This window comes from Allomuricauda sp. MMSF_3307, assembly GCF_030733585.1.
In the GTDB taxonomy this organism is placed as follows: domain Bacteria; phylum Bacteroidota; class Bacteroidia; order Flavobacteriales; family Flavobacteriaceae; genus Flagellimonas.
The window spans coordinates 113,290-132,208 of the sequence record NZ_JASHIQ010000002.1 but is presented as its reverse complement, the minus strand read 5'-3'; the positions used below and the strand labels follow the sequence as shown (position 1 = coordinate 132,208).

Below are 18,919 nucleotides of genomic sequence, written 5' to 3'. Positions count from 1 at the left end.
CAATGGCGAAGGAATTCCATACAAAGGCAATACAACACCCTATTTTTAAACTCATTGGCGAAGCTTCGGACGAGCTGGGCATGGATGCCTATGTTATCGGGGGATTTGTCCGTGATTACTTTTTAAAACGTGGCACCCCAAAGGACATCGACATCGTGGCCATCGGAAGTGGTATCGAGCTGGCAAACAAAGTAGCCTCCAAACTACAGGGCAAGCCCGAGATATCGGTTTTCAAAAATTTTGGGACCGCCATGATCAAATACAAAGACCTTGAACTGGAATTCGTGGGCGCTCGCAAGGAAAGCTATAATCGGGATAGCCGAAAACCCATTGTGGAAGATGGCACCTTGGAAGATGACCAAAATCGTAGGGACTTTACCATCAATGCCATGGCCTTGGCGCTGAACTCATCCAATTTTGGAGAGCTTTTAGATCCCTTCGATGGTTTGGCCGATTTGGACAGACAACTGATTCGCACACCATTGGAGCCCGGCATTACCTATTCCGATGACCCTTTGCGGATGATGCGCGCCATTCGCTTTGCGACCCAACTCCATTTTACGATTGAACTGCCCTCCTTACAGGCCATTGCCGAAAACAAGGAGCGTATTAAAATTGTATCCAAGGAGCGCATTGTAGACGAACTCCATAAGGTTTTGATGAGCTCCCAGCCCTCCCTTGGCTTTAAGCTGATGCACCAAACCGAATTGTTGCCGCTCATTTTACCAGAGCTAACAGCACTGCAAGGCATCGAGGAAAAGGAAGGGCAACGCCATAAAGACAATTTCTGGCATACCCTTGAAGTGGTGGACAATATTGCGGAAACCACAGACAACCTTTGGTTGCGCTGGGCCGCCCTGCTGCACGATATTGGTAAGGCACCTACCAAAAAGTTCCACAAAAAAATCGGATGGACCTTCCATGCCCACGAATTTGTGGGGGCAAAAATGGTGTACAAACTCTTCAAAAGGTTACGGATGCCCTTGAACGAAAAGATGAAATTCGTTCAAAAAATGGTGTTGATGAGTTCCAGACCCATCATCCTATCCGAAGACCACGTAACCGATTCCGCGGTTCGACGCTTGGTGTTCGATGCAGGAGAACATGTGGAGGACCTAATGACCTTATGCGAAGCCGACATTACGACCAAAAACCCGAAGAAACAAAGAAAGTACAAGAACAATTTTAAGATAGTTCGACAAAAAATAGTGGAAGTTGAGGAAAGGGACCATATCCGAAACTTCCAGCCACCGGTTTCGGGAGAGGAAATCATGAAAACCTTCAACCTGAAACCCTCAAAAGAAATTGGGATCATTAAAGAGGCCATAAAAGAGGCCATATTGGAAGGTGAAATTCCCAACGAATATGAAGCTGCCTACGACTTTATGTTGGAAAAAGGCAAGAAAATGAACCTTAAAGTCCACTCCGAATGAAAACGAACAAAGCTGTTGTGTATTGGTTGCTGACAGGATGTTTTCTCATCTTTGTCATGGTTTTGGTGGGCGGTATCACGCGCCTCACCCACTCTGGTCTCTCCATCTCCGATTATAAGCTTATCCAGGGTACCATCCCACCCATGAACGAGCAGGAATGGGAGGAAGCCTTTGAGCTGTACAAGCAATATCCGGAGTACCAAAAGCTTAATTATCATTTTGGTATTGAGGAATTTAAGGATATCTATTTTTGGGAATGGCTGCATCGGGTCATCGGTAGATTTATCGGCATTGTGTTCATTCTGCCCTTCCTTTACTTTTTGTTCACCAAAAAACTGGACAAGTCGACCATCAAAAAATGTTTGATTTTGCTCTTCATGGGCGGATTCCAAGGTTTTTTGGGTTGGTACATGGTAAAGAGTGGTCTTGTGGACCGCCCGGATGTATCGCACTACAGGTTGGCGGCCCACCTCACCACGGCCTTCCTCACCTTCGCCTATAGTTTATGGGTGGCCTTGGACCTTATCTATCCCCAAAAAAAGGAAATCCACAAAGGCATTCGAAACCTCATCAGAGCAGGATTGGTGGTGCTACTGTTACAGATTATCTGGGGAGCCTTTGTTGCGGGATTGGATGCAGGTTTTATCCATAACCATTGGCCCATGATGAACGAAGGAAAACTGATGCATGAAACCGTTTACATTGAACAACAACCTGTCATCAAGAATTTTATCGAAGGAAGAAGTGGGGTACAATTTGTACACCGTTATTTGGCCTATGTTGTGGTGGGCTTCATTCTTTTGATATGGTTCAGGACACGGAAAATAGCGACCACACCTATTCAGGAAAATGGACTAAAAGCACTTTTGGTCATGGTGTTTGTGCAGTTTTTACTAGGTGTGCTCACCTTGATTTATGCCGTTCCCATTTGGTTGGGGGTAGTGCATCAAATCGGGGCATTTTTCCTATTGGCGGCCATGACTTTTACCTTGCACCGGTTCAGCAAATAAGGTCTAATTATTGTACCTTTGAACCCACTTTAAAATTTAATGGATGATTTATAAAATCAGGATAATACTTGATGCTGAGGAAGATATCTTTCGGGATATTGAAATTGAGGACCAGAGTAATCTGGAGGATTTCCACAATGCCATAACCCAAGCTTTTGGTTTTGAGGGAAGTGAAATGGCCTCCTTTTACACCTGTGACGAAGAATGGAACCAAGAGGAGGAAATTGCCCTGTTCGATATGAGCGAGAGCGGTTCCGATATCCGATTGATGAACGAAACATCCCTTGATGACGTTTTAACGGAGGACAACCCCAAAATGATCTACGTGTACGACTTTTTTAGCATGTGGACCTTTTTTGTGGAACTTGCGGACATCGTGGAAAAGGAAGATGGACGGGTATATCCCAACCTGCTGTTCTCTTTTGGCGAACTGCCAGATGCCCCACCAGAAAAGCAGTTTGAAGCCAAGCCCAGTGAGGACGAAGGTGACTTTGACGACCTCTTGGACCGCTACGATGATATGGACTTTGACGAAAACTGGAACTAAACCCCAAACTACGTTTTAACCTTTAACACCCTACCCAAAAAATGCTAAACCTATATTCGGCCCAAATCGAGAGCATATCGCTGCACCGCGTGGGCAATAAAAGCAAAAACGAATCCGCATTCCTATCTGCCGAACCCTTTTCACTGAACGATGAAATGGCCGGATTGCTCAAGGAATACTTTTTTAAGCCTTTTCGGGAAAAGGAGGAGAACTACTACAAGTTCAGTCACGAAGTGGATTTGGAATTCAATGAGGTTTGCGCTGCGGTAACGGGCATTTTTGAGAGCCCTTCGGATAATCATAGGCTTTCCAAAAAGATTACCACCCACCTTTTTGAACAATCGAACCACCCCCATATTAAAAGTGGGGAGGTGTACGTGGTGCATTTTTCGGATATGGTAATCGATAACCAAAAAACGGATGCTGTCGGAATCTTTAAAAGTGAATTGAAACACGATTTCCTGCAGTTTGAGGAAAAGGAACATAACTTGGAAATCTTGATTCGTCAAGGCATCAATATCAACAAACTGGATAAGGGCTGCATTGTTTTTAATGTGCAAAAGGAAGAAGGGTACAAAGTACTTTCGGTGGATAGCAATCGCTACGACGCCAAATATTGGTTGGAAAACTTTTTAGGCGTAGCACCGTTGACCGATGAGAACTTTTACACCAAAAACTACCTAAAGTTCTGTCAAAACTTTGCCAAGGATGTGGTGCTTCCGGCGGAGGACAAACAACAGGAGGTGATGTTCATGAACCGTGCGGTGAACCACTTCGCGAAAAACGACAATTTTGAGGAAACCTCATTTTTGAACGAGGTGATGGAAAACCCGGACCTTATTCCCGAGTTTAAGCACTACAAAGTGGAAAAAGGTCCCAAATATAGCATTGAGGACGTTTCCAATTTTGATATTGCCAACAAGGCGGTGAGCGATGCCCGTAAAAAAATCAAGAATGTCATCAATCTGGATACCAACATCCAGATCAAGCTGGACTTTATCAACCCAGAATCCGCTGAAAAGTTTGTGGAAAAGGGATGGGACGAGGAGCGCCAGATGTACTACTATTTAGTGTACTTCAACAAGGAACAGAAAAGCTAGAACTTTTTGTCGATAATCTGTTTCATACTCACGTCTTCGTAATTTCGCTTCACGAAGTCAAGTGCATGGATAAGTACTTCTCCCATAGTTTTGCTATCCCTAAAATTTATATCCCCCGTAAGGTCCAACAATTGACTTTTGAGCAATTCTGTGTTTTCGGATGGAGCAATGTTGTCCTCTTTGCAGACTTCCAATAGCCTTTTGAGCCTTCGGCCCCAACTCAATATCCGTTTGGCGATAATGGAGCGTTCCTCCACGATATATTGGTTCACCGAATCGACCGTTAATTTGCTCTGCACCAAATCGACCATCACCTTGTTTTCCTTAAAAAATTGGGGGCGGTACACCTTTATTTTTCCCTCGTAGCATTGCTGGTCAAAATCGATGGCCCTGATCTTGTAGTTTACGCTATCAAAATCGTGGGTGGGAACAATTACGTAGTTATACGAGCGCATATCGCCCAACAGGCGAATCATGCAACGCTCATTGAACTTCACAAATTCCTTGGCAATTTGCGCCTTATCAAACTCGGAACATTCCGGTAGGTTCTTCTTGAAAAAAACATCCCCAGGGATGCCTACGATGTGTTCCTCGATAAGCGTATTTTCATAAATGACGAAGTTCAAGTTGTACGGAGATAGCATGTGCTCCAGTTCCAAACCATAAACACGGGAGGCATCGGTCTTCTTCACATAGAAAAGGGTGTAGTTGTCGTTCAAAATATTACGCACTTTGATTCGGAAAGGTTTTGAGTTTCCAAACGTGCAATAATCCACATAATCCACATTTAGATATTGGAAAATCTTATCACTACCATCCGATACAAAATTGGAATAGACCCTTTTCAGCGCCAAGTCGATTTCATCGCGATCGAACTCGGGGTAAAAAACCCGTACCCAAAGGGTATCCTCATCGTTGGCATCATATACGGAAACACTTCCCGAGAACCGGAGCAGGTCATCATAATGGATGGGAATCTCAATCTTTCGATTGTAATATTCCAAGTATTCATCCAGCTCCTCGTTTATGGGATAAGCCGGTTTTTTCTTCGACATCAACTTTTCTTCGGACATTGTATTCGATTATTTTGTAACAATTTTCACTAATCATCGTCAAGTTAGTATAAACCATTCAAAAAACGATAGCATCTTTTGGAAACAATACTTACCGTAAACCATCTCACCAAAAAATTTGGGTATCTCACCGCCGTGAAGGACCTTTCCTTTTCTATTGAAAAAGGGAATGTTTATGGCATTTTGGGGCCCAATGGCAGTGGAAAATCTACCACGCTGGGCATTATTCTCAATGTAGTCAACCGAACTTCAGGGGAATTCAGTTGGTTTGATGGCACCACCTCCACCCACGACGCCCTTAAAAAAGTAGGCGCCATTATCGAGCGTCCCAATTTTTACCCTTACATGGATGCCATCCAGAATTTGCGGTTGGTCTGTAAAATCAAGGATGTACCCGAAACCAAGATCCAAGAAAAATTGGAGTTGGTAGGTTTGTGGGACCGTAGAAACAGTAAGTTCAAGACGTATTCGTTGGGGATGAAGCAGCGTATGGCCATCGCCTCTGCCCTGCTCAACGACCCTGAAATCCTGATCTTGGACGAGCCCACCAACGGTTTGGACCCGCAAGGAATTCATCAGATTCGGGAAATCATTAAAAAAATTGCCAGTCAGGGCACCACTATTTTATTGGCTTCGCACCTGCTGGACGAGGTCGAAAAAGTATGTTCGCACGTTATCATTCTTCGAAAAGGGGAAAACCTATATTCTGGTCCTGTGGACAGCATGCTGGCAAGCCATGGCTTTTTTGAGCTGCGTTGCGACGATTTGGATCAATTGCAGTCACTTCTTGAAAAAAGTGCCAGTTTTGGAAAAATCGAAAACTTCAACGGAACGCTTACGGCTTATCTGAAAGAGGAAATGGATGCACAAAGTTTGAACAAAATGCTATTCGATAAAGGCATTGTGCTGTCACACCTCGTTAAAAGAAAAGAAAGCCTGGAAGAGCAATTTTTAACCCTGACCAAGAACCAATAATCAAAAAACGAATGTTACGTCTCCTACAAATAGAATTTATAAAACTTTGGAACAATAGGGCCAGCAAGGTGCTGATCATCTCTTATTTTGTGCTCCTTACCTCCATCGCCCTTATTGCTGCCATAAAGTTTGATATTGGCCCGGTGCAGTTTCACTTGGCCGATCAAGGAATTTTTAATTTTCCGTATATCTGGCACTTCAACACTTTTGTTACAGCACTGTTCAAACTGTTTTTGGCGATTGTCATTGTATCCATGATGTCAAACGAATACAGTAACAAGACCATCAAACAAAACCTGATCGATGGTTTGTCCAAAAAGGAATTTATTCTCTCCAAGGTACTTACCGTAATTTCCTTTGCATTGATTTCCACGGTATTTGTGTTTGTGGTTTCGATGATTCTTGGCTTGATATATTCCGATTACAACGAGGTTTCCATCATCTTCTCCGATATGGAATTTTTGCCTGCATTCTTTTTTAAACTGGTTGCCTTTTTTTCCTTCTGTCTCTTTTTGGGGATTTTGGTCAAACGTTCGGCCTTTGCCTTAGGGTTTCTCATTCTTTGGACCATTTTGGAACAAGTCGTGTTTGGTCTATTGGGCTGGAAGGTGATGAGCTGGGAAGCTGCCAAATCGGTCAAACGCTTTTTTCCATTGGAATCGATGGGCAACATGATCAAAGAACCGTTTACAAGACTCTCTGCAGTACAAAACATCGGTCAACAGATTGGGGAGGACATGAAATTCGATTATCATGTGTATTGGTATGAGTTTCTGATCGTCATCGTTTGGACAGCCATTTTTATCTATTTATCCTACGCATTATTGAAGAAACGTGATTTGTAGTATCTTGTGAGATGCACATAATCATGTAAATGTTGAGCAGATTATACATTTTTTTGGCCCTTTTAACGGGCCTATCCACCTATGCACAGGAGTGCCCCAATATGGTATTCCCGGCCAATGGCGCCACCAATGTCCCTTTGGATGCTACCATTGACTGGGAATCTGTGGATGGAGTGCCTTCTTATAACATCACCTTGGGCACGACACCAGGTGGTGATGATATTTTGAGCTCTCAATTTGCGGGAGGCTCCTCCTACACCCCTCCACTGGGCCTACCAGCAAATACGACCATTTATGTGACCATCACATTGTTCTTTTTCAACCAGCCCAATATTACCTGTCCCAGTACTACTTTTACCACAGAGCCTTTGACGGCGATACCCAATTGCACACAGGTGATCAATCCACCGGATATGGCCGTGGACATTAACCCCAACACCAATATTTCATGGCAATATGCGTATGGTGCTACGGGATATTTCCTAAGCCTGGGCACTACGCCAGGGGGAACGGAACTGCTCAATAATCTGGACGTGGGCAATACACTTTCGTACAATCCCACCATGGAATTGCAGGAACAGACCACTTTTTATGCCACGGTTACTCCGTACAACCCATTGGGCAATGCCGTTGGCTGTACGTTCCAGCAATTCACCACCAGAGAGGCATCGGACATACCAGATTGTAGCACAATCATCTACCCACAGAACGGGGAGACCAACGTACCGCTTTCCCCTTTATTGGAATGGAGTGCCGTCCCGGACGCCACTGGTTACATTGTGACCATTGGCACTACACCTACAGCAACCGATATTTTGGATGGTGCCATTTTTAATACCAATTCCACCCCTGTGGTGAATTTTGAGCCTAACAAAACCTTTTTTATCACCATTGTTCCCTTTAACGATGCCGGGCAGGCCGAAGGCTGTGTCCAAACCAGTTTCTCTACACTTTTGGGCTGTGGGCCCTATTTGGATTTTCAGTCTGGTGAATATATTACCATAAACCCGGTCATTGATTTTCCGGAGACTTTTTCGTCCTGCGAAAATGAAGGTCCGCTGGTTATCGCTTCCGATGACGTAGCAGAGGGTTATCGTTGGTACCAAATTGACCAATTTGGCAACGAGAATGTCATATCTTCTACCAGTGAGGTAACCATTACCGAAAACGGCACCTATCGCTACGAAGCTTACAACACCGTGGTCCAGAACGGGAATTTTATTGAGTGCCCCTCCTCCCAAGTGTTTGAGGTGCTCTCGTCCCAACGACCAACCATCGATAATATTCTAGCCCGAAGAACGGGCCAATCCCTGCAATTGACCGTTATCGTCTCTGGAAACGGTGATTATGAGTATGCCATTGACAATAGCAATGGGCCTTATTCCGATAGCAACATTTTTACCAATGTTGCTTTGGGAAATCACACTATTTATGTACGGGATAAAAATGGCTGCGGCATTGCCGAAAGATTGTTTACCCAAGATTTGACCGTGGAAGGTTTTCCAAAGTTTTTTACGCCGAATGGGGACACCATCAACGATTATTGGCAATTCATCCAGCCTAGAGGTTCTGACCCTGTCACTTTTCAGAGCATTCGGATTTTTGATCGGTTTGGTACCTTTTTAAAGCAAATTTCCCAAGATTCGCAGGGATGGGACGGCACGGTTCGTGGGAATCGGTTACCATCGGGCGACTATTGGTTTTTGGCGGTTGATGATACCAATCGCGAATACAAGGGGCATTTCACCCTAAAACGATAATATCTCCTTTTTGCTTCATTTTGGGACAAGCCTTTAGTATTTTTAACCCATGAAATTCCAGGTAGTATCCGAATTTAAGCCTACGGGCGATCAACCCGAAGCCATACGCCAATTGGTCGAAGGCATTGAGGGAAATACACGACACCAAACGCTGCTAGGGGTAACGGGTTCCGGAAAAACCTTTACCGTGGCCAATGTGGTGGAATCGGTGCAAAAACCTACCTTGGTTCTTGCGCACAACAAGACCTTGGCCGCACAATTGTATTCCGAGTTCAAGCAGTTTTTTCCAAAGAATGCAGTGGAATACTTTGTATCCTATTACGATTATTATCAGCCGGAGGCCTATATTCCCACTAGTGGACTATACATAGAAAAGGACCTTTCCATCAATGAGGACATTGAAAAACTGCGATTGAGCACCACTTCTTCCCTCTTGTCAGGAAGGCGGGATGTATTGGTGGTCGCCTCCGTTTCATGTCTTTACGGTATTGGTAACCCTATCGAATTCCAGAAGAACGTCATCACCATCCACCGAGACCAGGTGATCTCCAGGACCAAATTCCTAAAACAATTGGTGCAAAGTCTTTACGCTCGCACCACTGCCGATTTCAGGAACGGTAATTTTAGGGTAAAAGGTGATGTGGTGGACGTTTTCCCCGGATACGCCGACCACGCGTTCCGCATCCATTTTTTTGGTGATGAAATTGAGGAAATCGAGGCACTGGACCCTTTCAACAACAAAGTCATTGAGATATACGATACCCTGAATATCTACCCAGCAAACATGTTCGTTACCTCTCCCGATGTGCTCCAAAATGCAATTCGCGAAATTCAGGATGATTTGGTGAAGCAGGTGGATTACTTTAAGGAAATTGGACGACCATTGGAGGCGAAACGTTTGGAGGAGCGAACCAATTTTGATTTGGAAATGATCCGTGAGTTGGGCTACTGCTCTGGAATCGAAAACTACTCCAGATATTTGGATGGAAGAAAACCAGGTACCAGACCGTTCTGTCTACTGGATTATTTCCCTGATGATTACTTGATGGTGGTGGATGAAAGCCATGTGACCATACCCCAAGTGCACGCCATGTACGGCGGCGACCGTTCCCGAAAGGAGAACTTGGTGGAATATGGTTTCCGATTACCTGCTGCCATGGACAACCGTCCTCTAAAGTTTGAAGAATTTGAGGCCCTTCAGAATCAAGTGCTCTATGTTAGCGCCACGCCCGCCGATTACGAACTGGAATTGAGCGAAGGGGTTTATGTGGAACAAATTATCCGCCCTACAGGTTTGTTGGACCCCGTGATAGAAGTCCGCCCCAGCGAAAACCAGATTGATGATTTGGTGGAGGAAATCCAACAACGGGTAGAACTGGATGAACGTACCTTGGTAACCACCTTGACCAAACGAATGGCCGAGGAGCTTACCAAGTATCTTTCCCGTATCGATGTTCGCTGCCGCTACATCCACAGTGATGTGGATACCTTGGAACGCGTAGAAATTATGCAAGATTTAAGAAAGGGGTTATTTGATGTACTCATTGGGGTGAACTTGCTGAGGGAGGGACTAGATCTGCCAGAAGTATCGCTTGTAGCCATATTGGATGCGGACAAGGAAGGTTTTTTGCGAAGCAACCGCTCCTTGACGCAAACGGTGGGCCGTGCTGCACGTAATTTGAACGGCAAGGCCATCATGTACGCCGATACCATTACCGAAAGCATGCAAAAGACCATCGACGAGACCAATTATCGTAGGGAAAAACAGATGGCTTACAACAAGGAAAACAACATTACCCCCACAGCCTTGAAGAAAAACCTCGATAGTGCCCTGGCCAAAAACTCCGTCTCTACCTATCATTTTCAAAAGGAAGAACTACGAGCTGCCGAACCTGATTTAAAATATATTACTGAGGACCAAAAGGAGAAACTGATCAGGGAAAAGCGAAAGGCTATGGAAAAGGCGGCCAAGGAGCTCAATTTCATGGAGGCGGCCAAACTTCGGGACGAGATCAAAATGCTACAGGAGAAGGAATAAAAAAACGCGCCCCTGCAAAGCAGGAGCGCGTCCCAAACTAACCAACTAATCCAACCATCATGAAACACCTATAGTTGGTGTTCTGTTGTCTTATGCGATTTCAATCAATCTTTTTGGTTTTGGCAATGCCTCTTGTTTTTTCGGCAAGGTCAATTTCAAAATTCCATCCTCGTATTTGGCGTCGATTTTGGAACCATCCACGGTTTCAGGAAGTGTAAAGGCTCTTTTAAATGAACTATATGAGAACTCTTTGCGTGTGTAATTCTCATTTTTATCTTCATTTTCAGTCTTGATTTCACTGGAAATAGTCAATACATCGTTATCGATTTCCACGGTGAAATCATCCTTTTTCATGCCTGGGACTGCCAATTCCAATTCAAACCCTTCGGTATTGTCCTTAATATTGACAGCTGGCATGGTAGCGTTCCATTTTTCGGTTCCTCCGAACCAATCGGGTCCCATAAAATCGTTCATCAATGATGGAAAAAACAGGTTATTTCTTTTTACTATACTCATGGCGATTCAATTTTAGTTAAACTTTGTAATCACACAGTATAAGTCAAATCATATACCAATTCAGAATAACTGACTTTTTGACATTTTTCAAAAGAAATAAGGTGTCATTGTGACATTAATTGTAATGCGCCCTGAAGATATTGATCAGCACATTGGGCGGGACAATCTTGTCGGGGTAGCGGTGCATCACCTCCAAAACCTGACTGATGGCCGCAGGAGGCAGGCCCATTCGGAGTCCGATATTGTAAAGTCTGTCGATTTCCTTTTTATGCTGCTCATCGTCGATGTTCATAAGAAGCATCAATCGGTGAAACTGCACTATTCGATCGGCCTGGGTTTTTAAGCGGACCTTGGGCGGTCTTTCCTTTAAGAGCCCTTTGAAGGTATCCTCATCCACACCTAGACTCTTGGCAACTTGAAGCAAAAAGTCATACTCGGATTGCTTTAGGGAATGATCTACCCTAGCAAAGGCGATCATCTCCGAAAGTATGCTTAATTTTTCCTCATAAGTTCCCATATGGTGAGGTTTTGGTTTGTTGCTCCACTTACATAACTCCAAAACCTTCATTTTAGTACACAAAAAAGCCCTGAAATTCAGGGCTTTTACTAGCTAACTCAAACAATTTCCGTTTTTTAAGCGGTAATTCTTACTGGAAGTTCGTACACTCTACCTGGCGCAACATTCTCCAATTGTACCTTTTTGTAGTTTAAACGGTTTTTTACAAAGCCATCCAATACTTCGTCTTCCGTTTTTACGGATAGTACAATCAATTCGCCATTTTCGGTAACAATGAAACGAACTTCGGCGCTCAATTCTTTGTAGTCCACATTGAATTGGTTGTCCTTCAACATTTCGTAAATCTGCCCGGAAAGACTTTTTTCCTTGGTTTCCTTTTTACCTTCTGATGCGAACGCACCCATGGTTACGAACAAAGCCAACGCCACTGTAATCGTCTTAAATTTTCTCATGATTTCTGTTTTTTGATTTTTATTGATGATTAATGATTTGTTAAAAAAGAACCCTATTCAAGAGCTCTTTTTAAAGACATCTCAAAAATAAGACGATTAAAAATCTAAAATGTTACAGTATCTGGGGATTTAACAAATGTTTAATGTTCCTAACCTTGGCCTAATACGTGGATTGGGGCCGGTATACATTTGGTAATTTCTTGGGTGTTTTGGGAAAGCTCTCAAAACGAACGGACTAAGGGATGGATATTCCGTTTCCAACTAAAAATGGATTCAAACCAACCAATTTCATAAAAAAAGGGCAACACCCTTGGGTATTGCCCTTCTGAAAAATATGATAGGTGAGACTAGCTCAATACTTCTTCTACTTTATCGGCAGCCTCTTTGAACTGCACCGCAGAATGCACCGCCAAACCAGAGTTATCGATAATTTCCTTGGCCAACTCAGCGTTGGTTCCTTGCAATCTTACAATAATGGGCACTTGAATGGCATCGCCCATATTTTTATAGGCATCCACAACTCCTTGTGCCACACGGTCGCAACGCACGATTCCACCAAAGATATTGATAAGAATGGCCTTTACGTTGGGATCCTTTAGGATGATACGGAAAGCTTCCTCCACCCTTTTGGCATCGGCAGTTCCACCCACATCCAAGAAGTTGGCTGGTTCTCCACCCGCCATTTTGATCAAATCCATGGTCGCCATGGCCAAACCGGCACCGTTTACCATACAGCCCACGTTACCATCCAAATCCACATAGTTTAGGCCAACTTCACGGGCTTCCACCTCGATGGGGTTCTCCTCACGAAGGTCGCGCATTTCGGCGTAGGATTTTCTTCGGTAAAGTGCGTTATCATCTATGGTTACTTTGGCGTCAACAGCCATAATTTTATCGTCCGATGTCTTCAACACAGGGTTGATTTCAAAAAGACTGGCATCACTTTCTACGTATGCTTTATAAAGGGACATCACGAATTTGGTCATTTCCTTAAAAGCTGTTCCGGACAAACCAAGGTTAAAGGCAATCCTACGAGCTTGGAAAGGCAACAATCCCAATCCTGGGTCTACCTCTTCTGTAAAAATCAAATGTGGGGTTTTTTCGGCCACTTCTTCAATGTCCATACCTCCTTCGGTAGAGTACATGATCATGTTTCTTCCTGTTCCCCTATTCAGCAGAACGGACATATAGAACTCGCTGGTTTCGCTATCGCCGGGATAATACACGTCTTCAGCCACCAACACTTGGTGCACTTTTTTACCTTCAGCAGATGTTTGGGGGGTCACCAAGTTCATCCCGATAATGCTGCCCGCCAATTCTTCCACTTCCTTCAAGTTCTTGGCCAGTTTTACACCACCGCCCTTACCACGGCCACCTGCATGTACTTGGGCCTTTATAACGTGCCATCCGGTACCGGTTTCCTCTGTAAGTTGTTTTGCGGCGTCTACCGCTTCTTTGGCGTTGTGCGCAACTATTCCTCGTTGGATCCTAACGCCAAAACTGGCTAAAATCTCTTTTCCTTGATATTCGTGAAGATTCATCTGTGAGTTTACTTTTGTTTGCTGACAAAAATAGAAAACACCGCTGACAAATTGAAGTTGTTAAATGAATAATTACCTTTTAAAACAGAATAACGGAGTGTTTTTCCAATGAAACCGCTACAACTTAAAATCTTTGAAGTCCAACGGATCAAAGTTTTTGAAGTGCCCGTTCATTTCGATCACTTCCTTGGTACGGTTGACTTTGTTCAGTACATGGGTCGTGGCTTCCAAATGCGCTTTGATAAAGTTCAAACGATCGGTTTCCTTGGTCATTAACAATAATTCGTACTCCTGCTCAAACGAAAGCCCCATTTTGTGCGCTAGGGAGTAACTGTTGAATTGCTTGGGCGAGGTCTTGGTAAAAGGAACATCCATAATATCATAAAGTTCCTCTACTTTTTGAAGCACTTCCGCCCTTAAATCCACGTCGGCATCGTTCTCCGTTTCCAAAAAGGCCACTTCACCACCAGCATAGAGTTTCCCTTCCAATTGTTGTTCAAAACTCAATACCTTAAAAATCTGTCGCGCCACGCAGACCACATCCATTTCTCCAGACTCATAGGTATTAACCACTTCCACCAATTGAACTTCCGTACCATACGAGATGGAATTATTTATATACACGGGAATACCAAAGGTGAGTGCCTCCCTCCTACAATCATGGATCAATTGCTTGTACCGATCCTCGAATATGTGAAGGGGCACGGTCTCGCCCGGATAAAACACCGACTGTAATGGAAATAATGGAAGCTTCATGTTCAATGTTGAGATTTCTTAAAAATACATATCAAAAATCAAAGCCACAATAGTAGCCATATCGACTATTGTTTCAAAACAAACAATTTGTTATATTTTGATAGATTAAATTAAATTTCTTGTAAGTAAGACCCGTAACACCTAGTTTTGTTTCAAATAATCTGTTTCATTATGAATGCTAAGGACTTACTTCAACTTACCGAAGAATTTGGTGCGCCATTGTATGTGTATGATGCTGATAAGATTACGTCCCAATACAAAAAACTGACCCGCGCATTTAAAGGGGTACCCCATTTAAAGTTGAACTATGCCGCCAAAGCGTTGAGCAATATCAGCATTCTCAGATTATTGAACAGCTTGGGCAGTGGTTTGGACACCGTATCCATACAAGAAGTAAAATTGGGGCTTTTGGCAGGCTTTAAACCAGAGTCCATCATTTTCACTCCCAATGGGGTGTCTTTGGAAGAAATTGAAGAAGCTGCTGCGCTTGGGGTACAAGTCAACATCGACAACCTATCCATTTTAGAGCAATTTGGCAGCAAGCATCCCGATATCCCGGTCTGTATCCGAATCAACCCTCATGTGATGGCGGGCGGAAATTCCAATATTTCTGTTGGACATATCGATTCCAAATTTGGGATAAGCGTTCACCAAATACCGCATTTGTTGCGCATTGTGGAACTCACCGACATGAACATTAACGGAATACACATGCATACCGGCAGTGATATTTTGGATATTGATGTATTCCTGTACGCTTCGGAAATTCTCTTTGAAACGGCCAAAAACTTCAAGGACTTGGAGTTCATCGATTTTGGTAGCGGTTTTAAAGTGCCTTACAAAGAAGGGGACATACAGACCAACGTGGACGAGTTGGGCAAAAAACTGACCAAGAGATTCAACGAGTTTTGTAAGGAATACGGGCGGGAGCTCACCCTTGCTTTTGAGCCCGGTAAGTTCTTGGTGAGCGAAGCCGGCTTCTTTTTGGCCAAAGTGAATGTGGTGAAGCAAACCACATCCACGGTTTTTGCCAGTGTGGATTCAGGTTTCAACCATTTGATACGCCCCATGCTCTATGGATCTACCCACGAAATTAGCAATATCTCCAATCCAAACGGTAGGGAGCGTTATTATTCGGTGGTAGGATATATTTGTGAAACCGATACCTTCGGTAGCAACCGCAGGATCAATGAAATTACGGAAGGCGATATTCTCTGCTTCAGAAATGCCGGCGCCTATTGCTTTACCATGGCTAGCAATTACAATTCGAGATATCGCCCCGCAGAGGTCCTTTGGCACAAAGGCAAGGGACACCTCATCAGAAAACGGGAAACCTTCGACGACATCTTGGCCAATCAAGTGGATGTGAAGGACTTGTTTGAATCGCCCAAGACCCAAGCGGTAAAGTAAGCGCAAAGCTTTAGGGACTGTTAAAGCCCATACTTTTTTGGCACAATTTTCGTTAGTTTTGTATCAACAGGACGACTTTATTGTCAAAATCAAAGACTATGCGCTCAATTTTTACCCGAATCAGTTTACTTTTTGTAGCACTTATCGGCTTTAACGTACAGGCCCAAGACATTAATTGGATATCTTGGGAAGAAGCCGTGCAACTTTCCCAGACGGATGCCCAACCCAAAAAAATCTTTGTGGATGTGTACACCGACTGGTGTGGATGGTGTAAAAAAATGGACAAGGATACGTTTCAAAACCCACAGGTTTCCCAATACATGCAGGACAACTTTTATATGGTAAAAATGGATGCAGAGGGCAAAGACCCCATCCAATACCAAGGAAAGACCTTCAAGTTTGTACCCTCGGGAAGAAGGGGATACCACGAGCTGGCCGCAGCTTTATTGCAAGGCAAGATGAGCTACCCCACCGTTGTTTTTTTGGATGAAGATTTCAATATGTTGTCTCCCGTACCCGGATATCAAAAAGTAGAGCCCTTTATGCAGATTGCCAAGTATTTTGGCGACAATATCTACAAGGATAAGGATTGGCAAAGCTATGCTGGGAAATAATGCCTTCCCAAATTAGTTAGTACAGTTTCCGTTTATAATATTTTGTGCTGTGGGATTATATGCATTACCAACAGCGCTAAATGTACCTCCAAGTCCATCATTAATCAAAAAGGCTTGGAGTTCGCAATAATCAGTAAGACTTACGTTATTGGATATTTGAATATCCCCAAATACACTTGTTAGATTTGAAAAACCAACACTTAGCAAGCTGGTGTTTTCTTTTATATTGATGTTTCCTCCAACGGTAATAAGACCTGCCAAACCATCCAACAATGAAGTTGCTTGAATATTATCTATGGTTAAATCTCCATTTATCTGCGCTAAATTTTCCATTCCAGATAGGGATGTAAGGGTAGAGGTATCTGCTATGCGAGCATTGCCTCCCACCAAGGTAAGATTCGCCAGAAATCCCATGTCCGAAGTACTATTGGAGCTGTAGGATAGATCTCCTTCTATAGCGGTTAGACTATTGAGCAGACCGATGGAACTCAGGGAACCATTAATATTTATCCTAAAATCGCCCATTACTGTCTCAAGTCCGTCAAACCCGGATATAGATACCAATAAATCGTTGTTTTGAATTTGAATACCACTACAAGTGGTTATACTAGAAAAACCCTGAACCGAAGTAAGTTGATTGTTTCCACTTATCCTAATCAGACCTGACACTAGCGATAAACCGTTAAACCCGTTGATCTCTGTAATAGCAGTACCAGTTATACCAAAATACCCTTGTACAGATTCCAAATTTTGTATAGCTGCCAAGTCTTGCAACAAAACTTCATTAAGAATTGAAAAATCTCCAACAATATTTCGTAAACTTTCAAGACCTATCAGACTTGTAATTGCGTTTTCTCGTATCGTAATGTTACCATCGATTTCCGTTAAGCTGGGAAAACCAGCCAAACTGGCGAGTGCTTCATTTCTCACTATTCTTACACCACCTCCAAGTGATGTCACATTTGATAATCCCTGAATGTTCTGAATCAAATCATTGCTGAAAATTTCAAGTGCTCCACCGATAACCGTTATGTTGCCCAATCCATTGATTTCAGTAAACAAGTCATTCATACCAATCAACATATCTCCTCCAACTGACGTAATACCGACTAAACCGTTTAAGTTTTCTAGTTGATCATTGTTATAAATTGCCAGAAAATTGCCCACAGTTTCCAATGAACTCAATGCGTCCAAATTTGTAATGTCTGAGACAATACCAGTATTATCCCCAATCGTCAAACTCCCAGTAATTTCCAAGAAATTATTGGAACCAAAATCATCAACCTCTTGTTGGGTCAATAAAACAATATCTCCATCGTATATAGTGCTGACCTCTAATGTTGTAAATGAGATTTCTTGACCATATCCAGTGCCAGCGTCATTGGTGGCATAAGCCCTCACGTAATATTGGGTGTTGGGTGTCAAGTCCTGAAGCGTAATATCAAAATCTCCTATTCCTGAACCAAAGGCGGTATTATTATCTTCTATAGTAGGATTTGGATCGGTGCTCCAGCAAACACCCCGTGCTGTAATATCAGCACCTCCATCAGACGAGATAACTCCGCCACTTATTGCTGAAATTTGACCTATTTCCGTAATTTCTTTGGTTGTAACGGATGGTAAAGATGGATTTGTTGTGAATTGGACCTCATTACCATAAGAAACCCCTTCAGAATTTACTACATAAGCTCTAATTGAATACGTGGTGTTAGGCAAAAGCCCACTTAACTCACTAACAAACTCATCCGCGCCTTGCCCATTTTCGGTTATATCGTCTTCTATTGTGGGATTGCCATTCGTGTTCCAACATATTCCTTTGGAAATAATAGTAGTTCCGCCATCATCAGAAATAAGACCTCCACTTACAGCAGAACTGTCGGTTATATCGGTTACATCCTTAGTAGAAACAGCTGCCAGGGATACGTTGGTGGTAAAGGTTTTTTCGTCCCCGTAGGCAGTTCCTTCGGAATTTGTTGCGTAAGCCCTAAAATAATACTGTGTAGCACTTTCTAAATCGGATAAGGCAGCACTGAACTCCCCGTCACCTGTTCCATCGGTTGTTTTATTACCGGAAATAGTAGGATTTGAGTTTGTTCCCCAAGCAATACCTCTTGCTGTAATTGTTGCTCCACCATCATTGGTGATATTGCCTCCAACTCGGGCAGAATTATTGGTAATGGAGCTAGCAGCAATTGTGGTCACAGATGGCAAGTTAACTTCAACTGGCTCCTCACCACTTCCAGAATCACTTCCACAAGAAAATAATAGAAATAGAGAAAAAAGGGAAAAGGCAACTTTTCTGAACATAGTATAAGTGAGGTTGATTATTCAC

The 18,919-nt window shown here is 43.3% G+C and carries 17 protein-coding genes; 10 read left to right on the top strand and 7 right to left on the bottom strand.

Annotation, left to right across the window (positions count from 1 at the left end; all coding sequences use genetic code 11):
• Positions 1-2: 2 nt before the first annotated feature.
• From RBB12_RS04965 to RBB12_RS04950, 4 genes are read left to right on the top strand one after another with little or no spacing between them, the layout of a single operon-like run.
• Positions 3-1,433 (top strand): CCA tRNA nucleotidyltransferase, encoded by a 1,431-nt coding sequence (locus RBB12_RS04965; protein WP_293289650.1) that lies wholly within the window; start codon positions 3-5, stop codon positions 1,431-1,433.
• Positions 1,430-2,443, top strand: coding sequence for a COX15/CtaA family protein (locus RBB12_RS04960; RefSeq protein WP_306013363.1), 1,014 nt, complete (start codon positions 1,430-1,432; stop codon positions 2,441-2,443). The genes RBB12_RS04965 and RBB12_RS04960 overlap by 4 nt, the downstream gene beginning before the upstream one ends.
• A 43-nt stretch (positions 2,444-2,486) precedes the next feature.
• Complete coding sequence (locus RBB12_RS04955; protein ID WP_306013364.1) at positions 2,487-2,990, top strand: IS1096 element passenger TnpR family protein; 504 nt, start codon at positions 2,487-2,489, stop codon at positions 2,988-2,990.
• Between the two features lie 41 nt (positions 2,991-3,031).
• The gene (locus RBB12_RS04950) at positions 3,032-4,090 is read left to right on the top strand and encodes a nucleoid-associated protein (RefSeq protein WP_306013365.1); all 1,059 of its coding nucleotides are present in this window, start codon (positions 3,032-3,034) and stop codon (positions 4,088-4,090) included.
• Here the strand turns inward: RBB12_RS04950 and RBB12_RS04945 are convergent.
• Positions 4,087-5,163 (bottom strand): hypothetical protein, encoded by a 1,077-nt coding sequence (locus tag RBB12_RS04945; RefSeq protein ID WP_306013366.1) that lies wholly within the window; start codon positions 5,161-5,163, stop codon positions 4,087-4,089. The two genes, RBB12_RS04950 and RBB12_RS04945, sit on opposite strands and share 4 nt — an antisense overlap.
• 78 nt (positions 5,164-5,241) lie before the next feature.
• On the opposite strand from RBB12_RS04945, the gene RBB12_RS04940 reads away from it, so the two are divergent.
• From RBB12_RS04940 to uvrB, 4 genes are read left to right on the top strand one after another with little or no spacing between them, the layout of a single operon-like run.
• The gene (locus RBB12_RS04940; protein ID WP_306013367.1) at positions 5,242-6,138 is read left to right on the top strand and encodes an ABC transporter ATP-binding protein; all 897 of its coding nucleotides are present in this window, start codon (positions 5,242-5,244) and stop codon (positions 6,136-6,138) included.
• Positions 6,139-6,149: 11 nt separating this feature from the next.
• Positions 6,150-6,983, top strand: a complete 834-nt coding sequence (locus RBB12_RS04935; RefSeq protein WP_179384223.1) for an ABC transporter permease — start codon at positions 6,150-6,152, stop codon at positions 6,981-6,983.
• 29 nt (positions 6,984-7,012) lie between these two features.
• Positions 7,013-8,743 (top strand): T9SS type B sorting domain-containing protein, encoded by a 1,731-nt coding sequence (locus RBB12_RS04930; protein WP_306013368.1) that lies wholly within the window; start codon positions 7,013-7,015, stop codon positions 8,741-8,743.
• A gap of 49 nt (positions 8,744-8,792) precedes the next feature.
• Positions 8,793-10,781 carry an excinuclease ABC subunit UvrB gene (uvrB, locus tag RBB12_RS04925; RefSeq protein WP_179384225.1) on the top strand — a complete coding sequence of 663 codons (1,989 nt, stop codon included), beginning with the start codon at positions 8,793-8,795 and terminating at the stop codon, positions 10,779-10,781.
• Between the two features lie 90 nt (positions 10,782-10,871).
• On the opposite strand, the gene RBB12_RS04920 is transcribed toward uvrB, so the two are convergent.
• The 5 genes from RBB12_RS04920 to RBB12_RS04900 form a co-directional block, all read right to left on the bottom strand.
• Entirely contained in the window at positions 10,872-11,297 is a 426-nt protein-coding gene (locus RBB12_RS04920; RefSeq protein WP_127141373.1) for an Hsp20/alpha crystallin family protein, read from the bottom strand.
• A gap of 115 nt (positions 11,298-11,412) precedes the next feature.
• Positions 11,413-11,814, bottom strand: a complete 402-nt coding sequence (locus RBB12_RS04915; RefSeq protein WP_293289640.1) for a TerB family tellurite resistance protein — start codon at positions 11,812-11,814, stop codon at positions 11,413-11,415.
• A gap of 116 nt (positions 11,815-11,930) precedes the next feature.
• Positions 11,931-12,266, bottom strand: a complete 336-nt coding sequence (locus RBB12_RS04910) for a hypothetical protein (RefSeq protein ID WP_179384228.1) — start codon at positions 12,264-12,266, stop codon at positions 11,931-11,933.
• A 347-nt stretch (positions 12,267-12,613) separates the two neighbouring features.
• Positions 12,614-13,807: an ADP-forming succinate--CoA ligase subunit beta gene (gene sucC / locus RBB12_RS04905; RefSeq protein ID WP_127141370.1), complete on the bottom strand. Its 1,194-nt coding sequence runs from the start codon at positions 13,805-13,807 to the stop codon at positions 12,614-12,616.
• Positions 13,808-13,924: 117 nt separating this feature from the next.
• Positions 13,925-14,563, bottom strand: a complete 639-nt coding sequence (locus RBB12_RS04900) for an LON peptidase substrate-binding domain-containing protein (protein ID WP_293289638.1) — start codon at positions 14,561-14,563, stop codon at positions 13,925-13,927.
• 171 nt (positions 14,564-14,734) lie between these two features.
• Here RBB12_RS04900 and lysA point away from each other — a divergent pair, with 171 nt between their 5' ends.
• Together lysA and RBB12_RS04890 are read left to right on the top strand one after the other, a co-directional pair.
• Positions 14,735-15,973, top strand: a complete 1,239-nt coding sequence (gene lysA / locus RBB12_RS04895) for a diaminopimelate decarboxylase (protein WP_306013369.1) — start codon at positions 14,735-14,737, stop codon at positions 15,971-15,973.
• A 98-nt stretch (positions 15,974-16,071) separates the two neighbouring features.
• Positions 16,072-16,587, top strand: a complete 516-nt coding sequence (locus RBB12_RS04890) for a thioredoxin family protein (RefSeq protein WP_306013370.1) — start codon at positions 16,072-16,074, stop codon at positions 16,585-16,587.
• A 12-nt stretch (positions 16,588-16,599) separates the two neighbouring features.
• On the opposite strand, the gene RBB12_RS04885 is transcribed toward RBB12_RS04890, so the two are convergent.
• A complete protein-coding gene (locus RBB12_RS04885; RefSeq protein ID WP_306013371.1) occupies positions 16,600-18,894 on the bottom strand; it encodes a fibronectin type III domain-containing protein in 2,295 nt (764 codons plus the stop codon).
• Positions 18,895-18,919 lie beyond the last annotated feature (25 nt).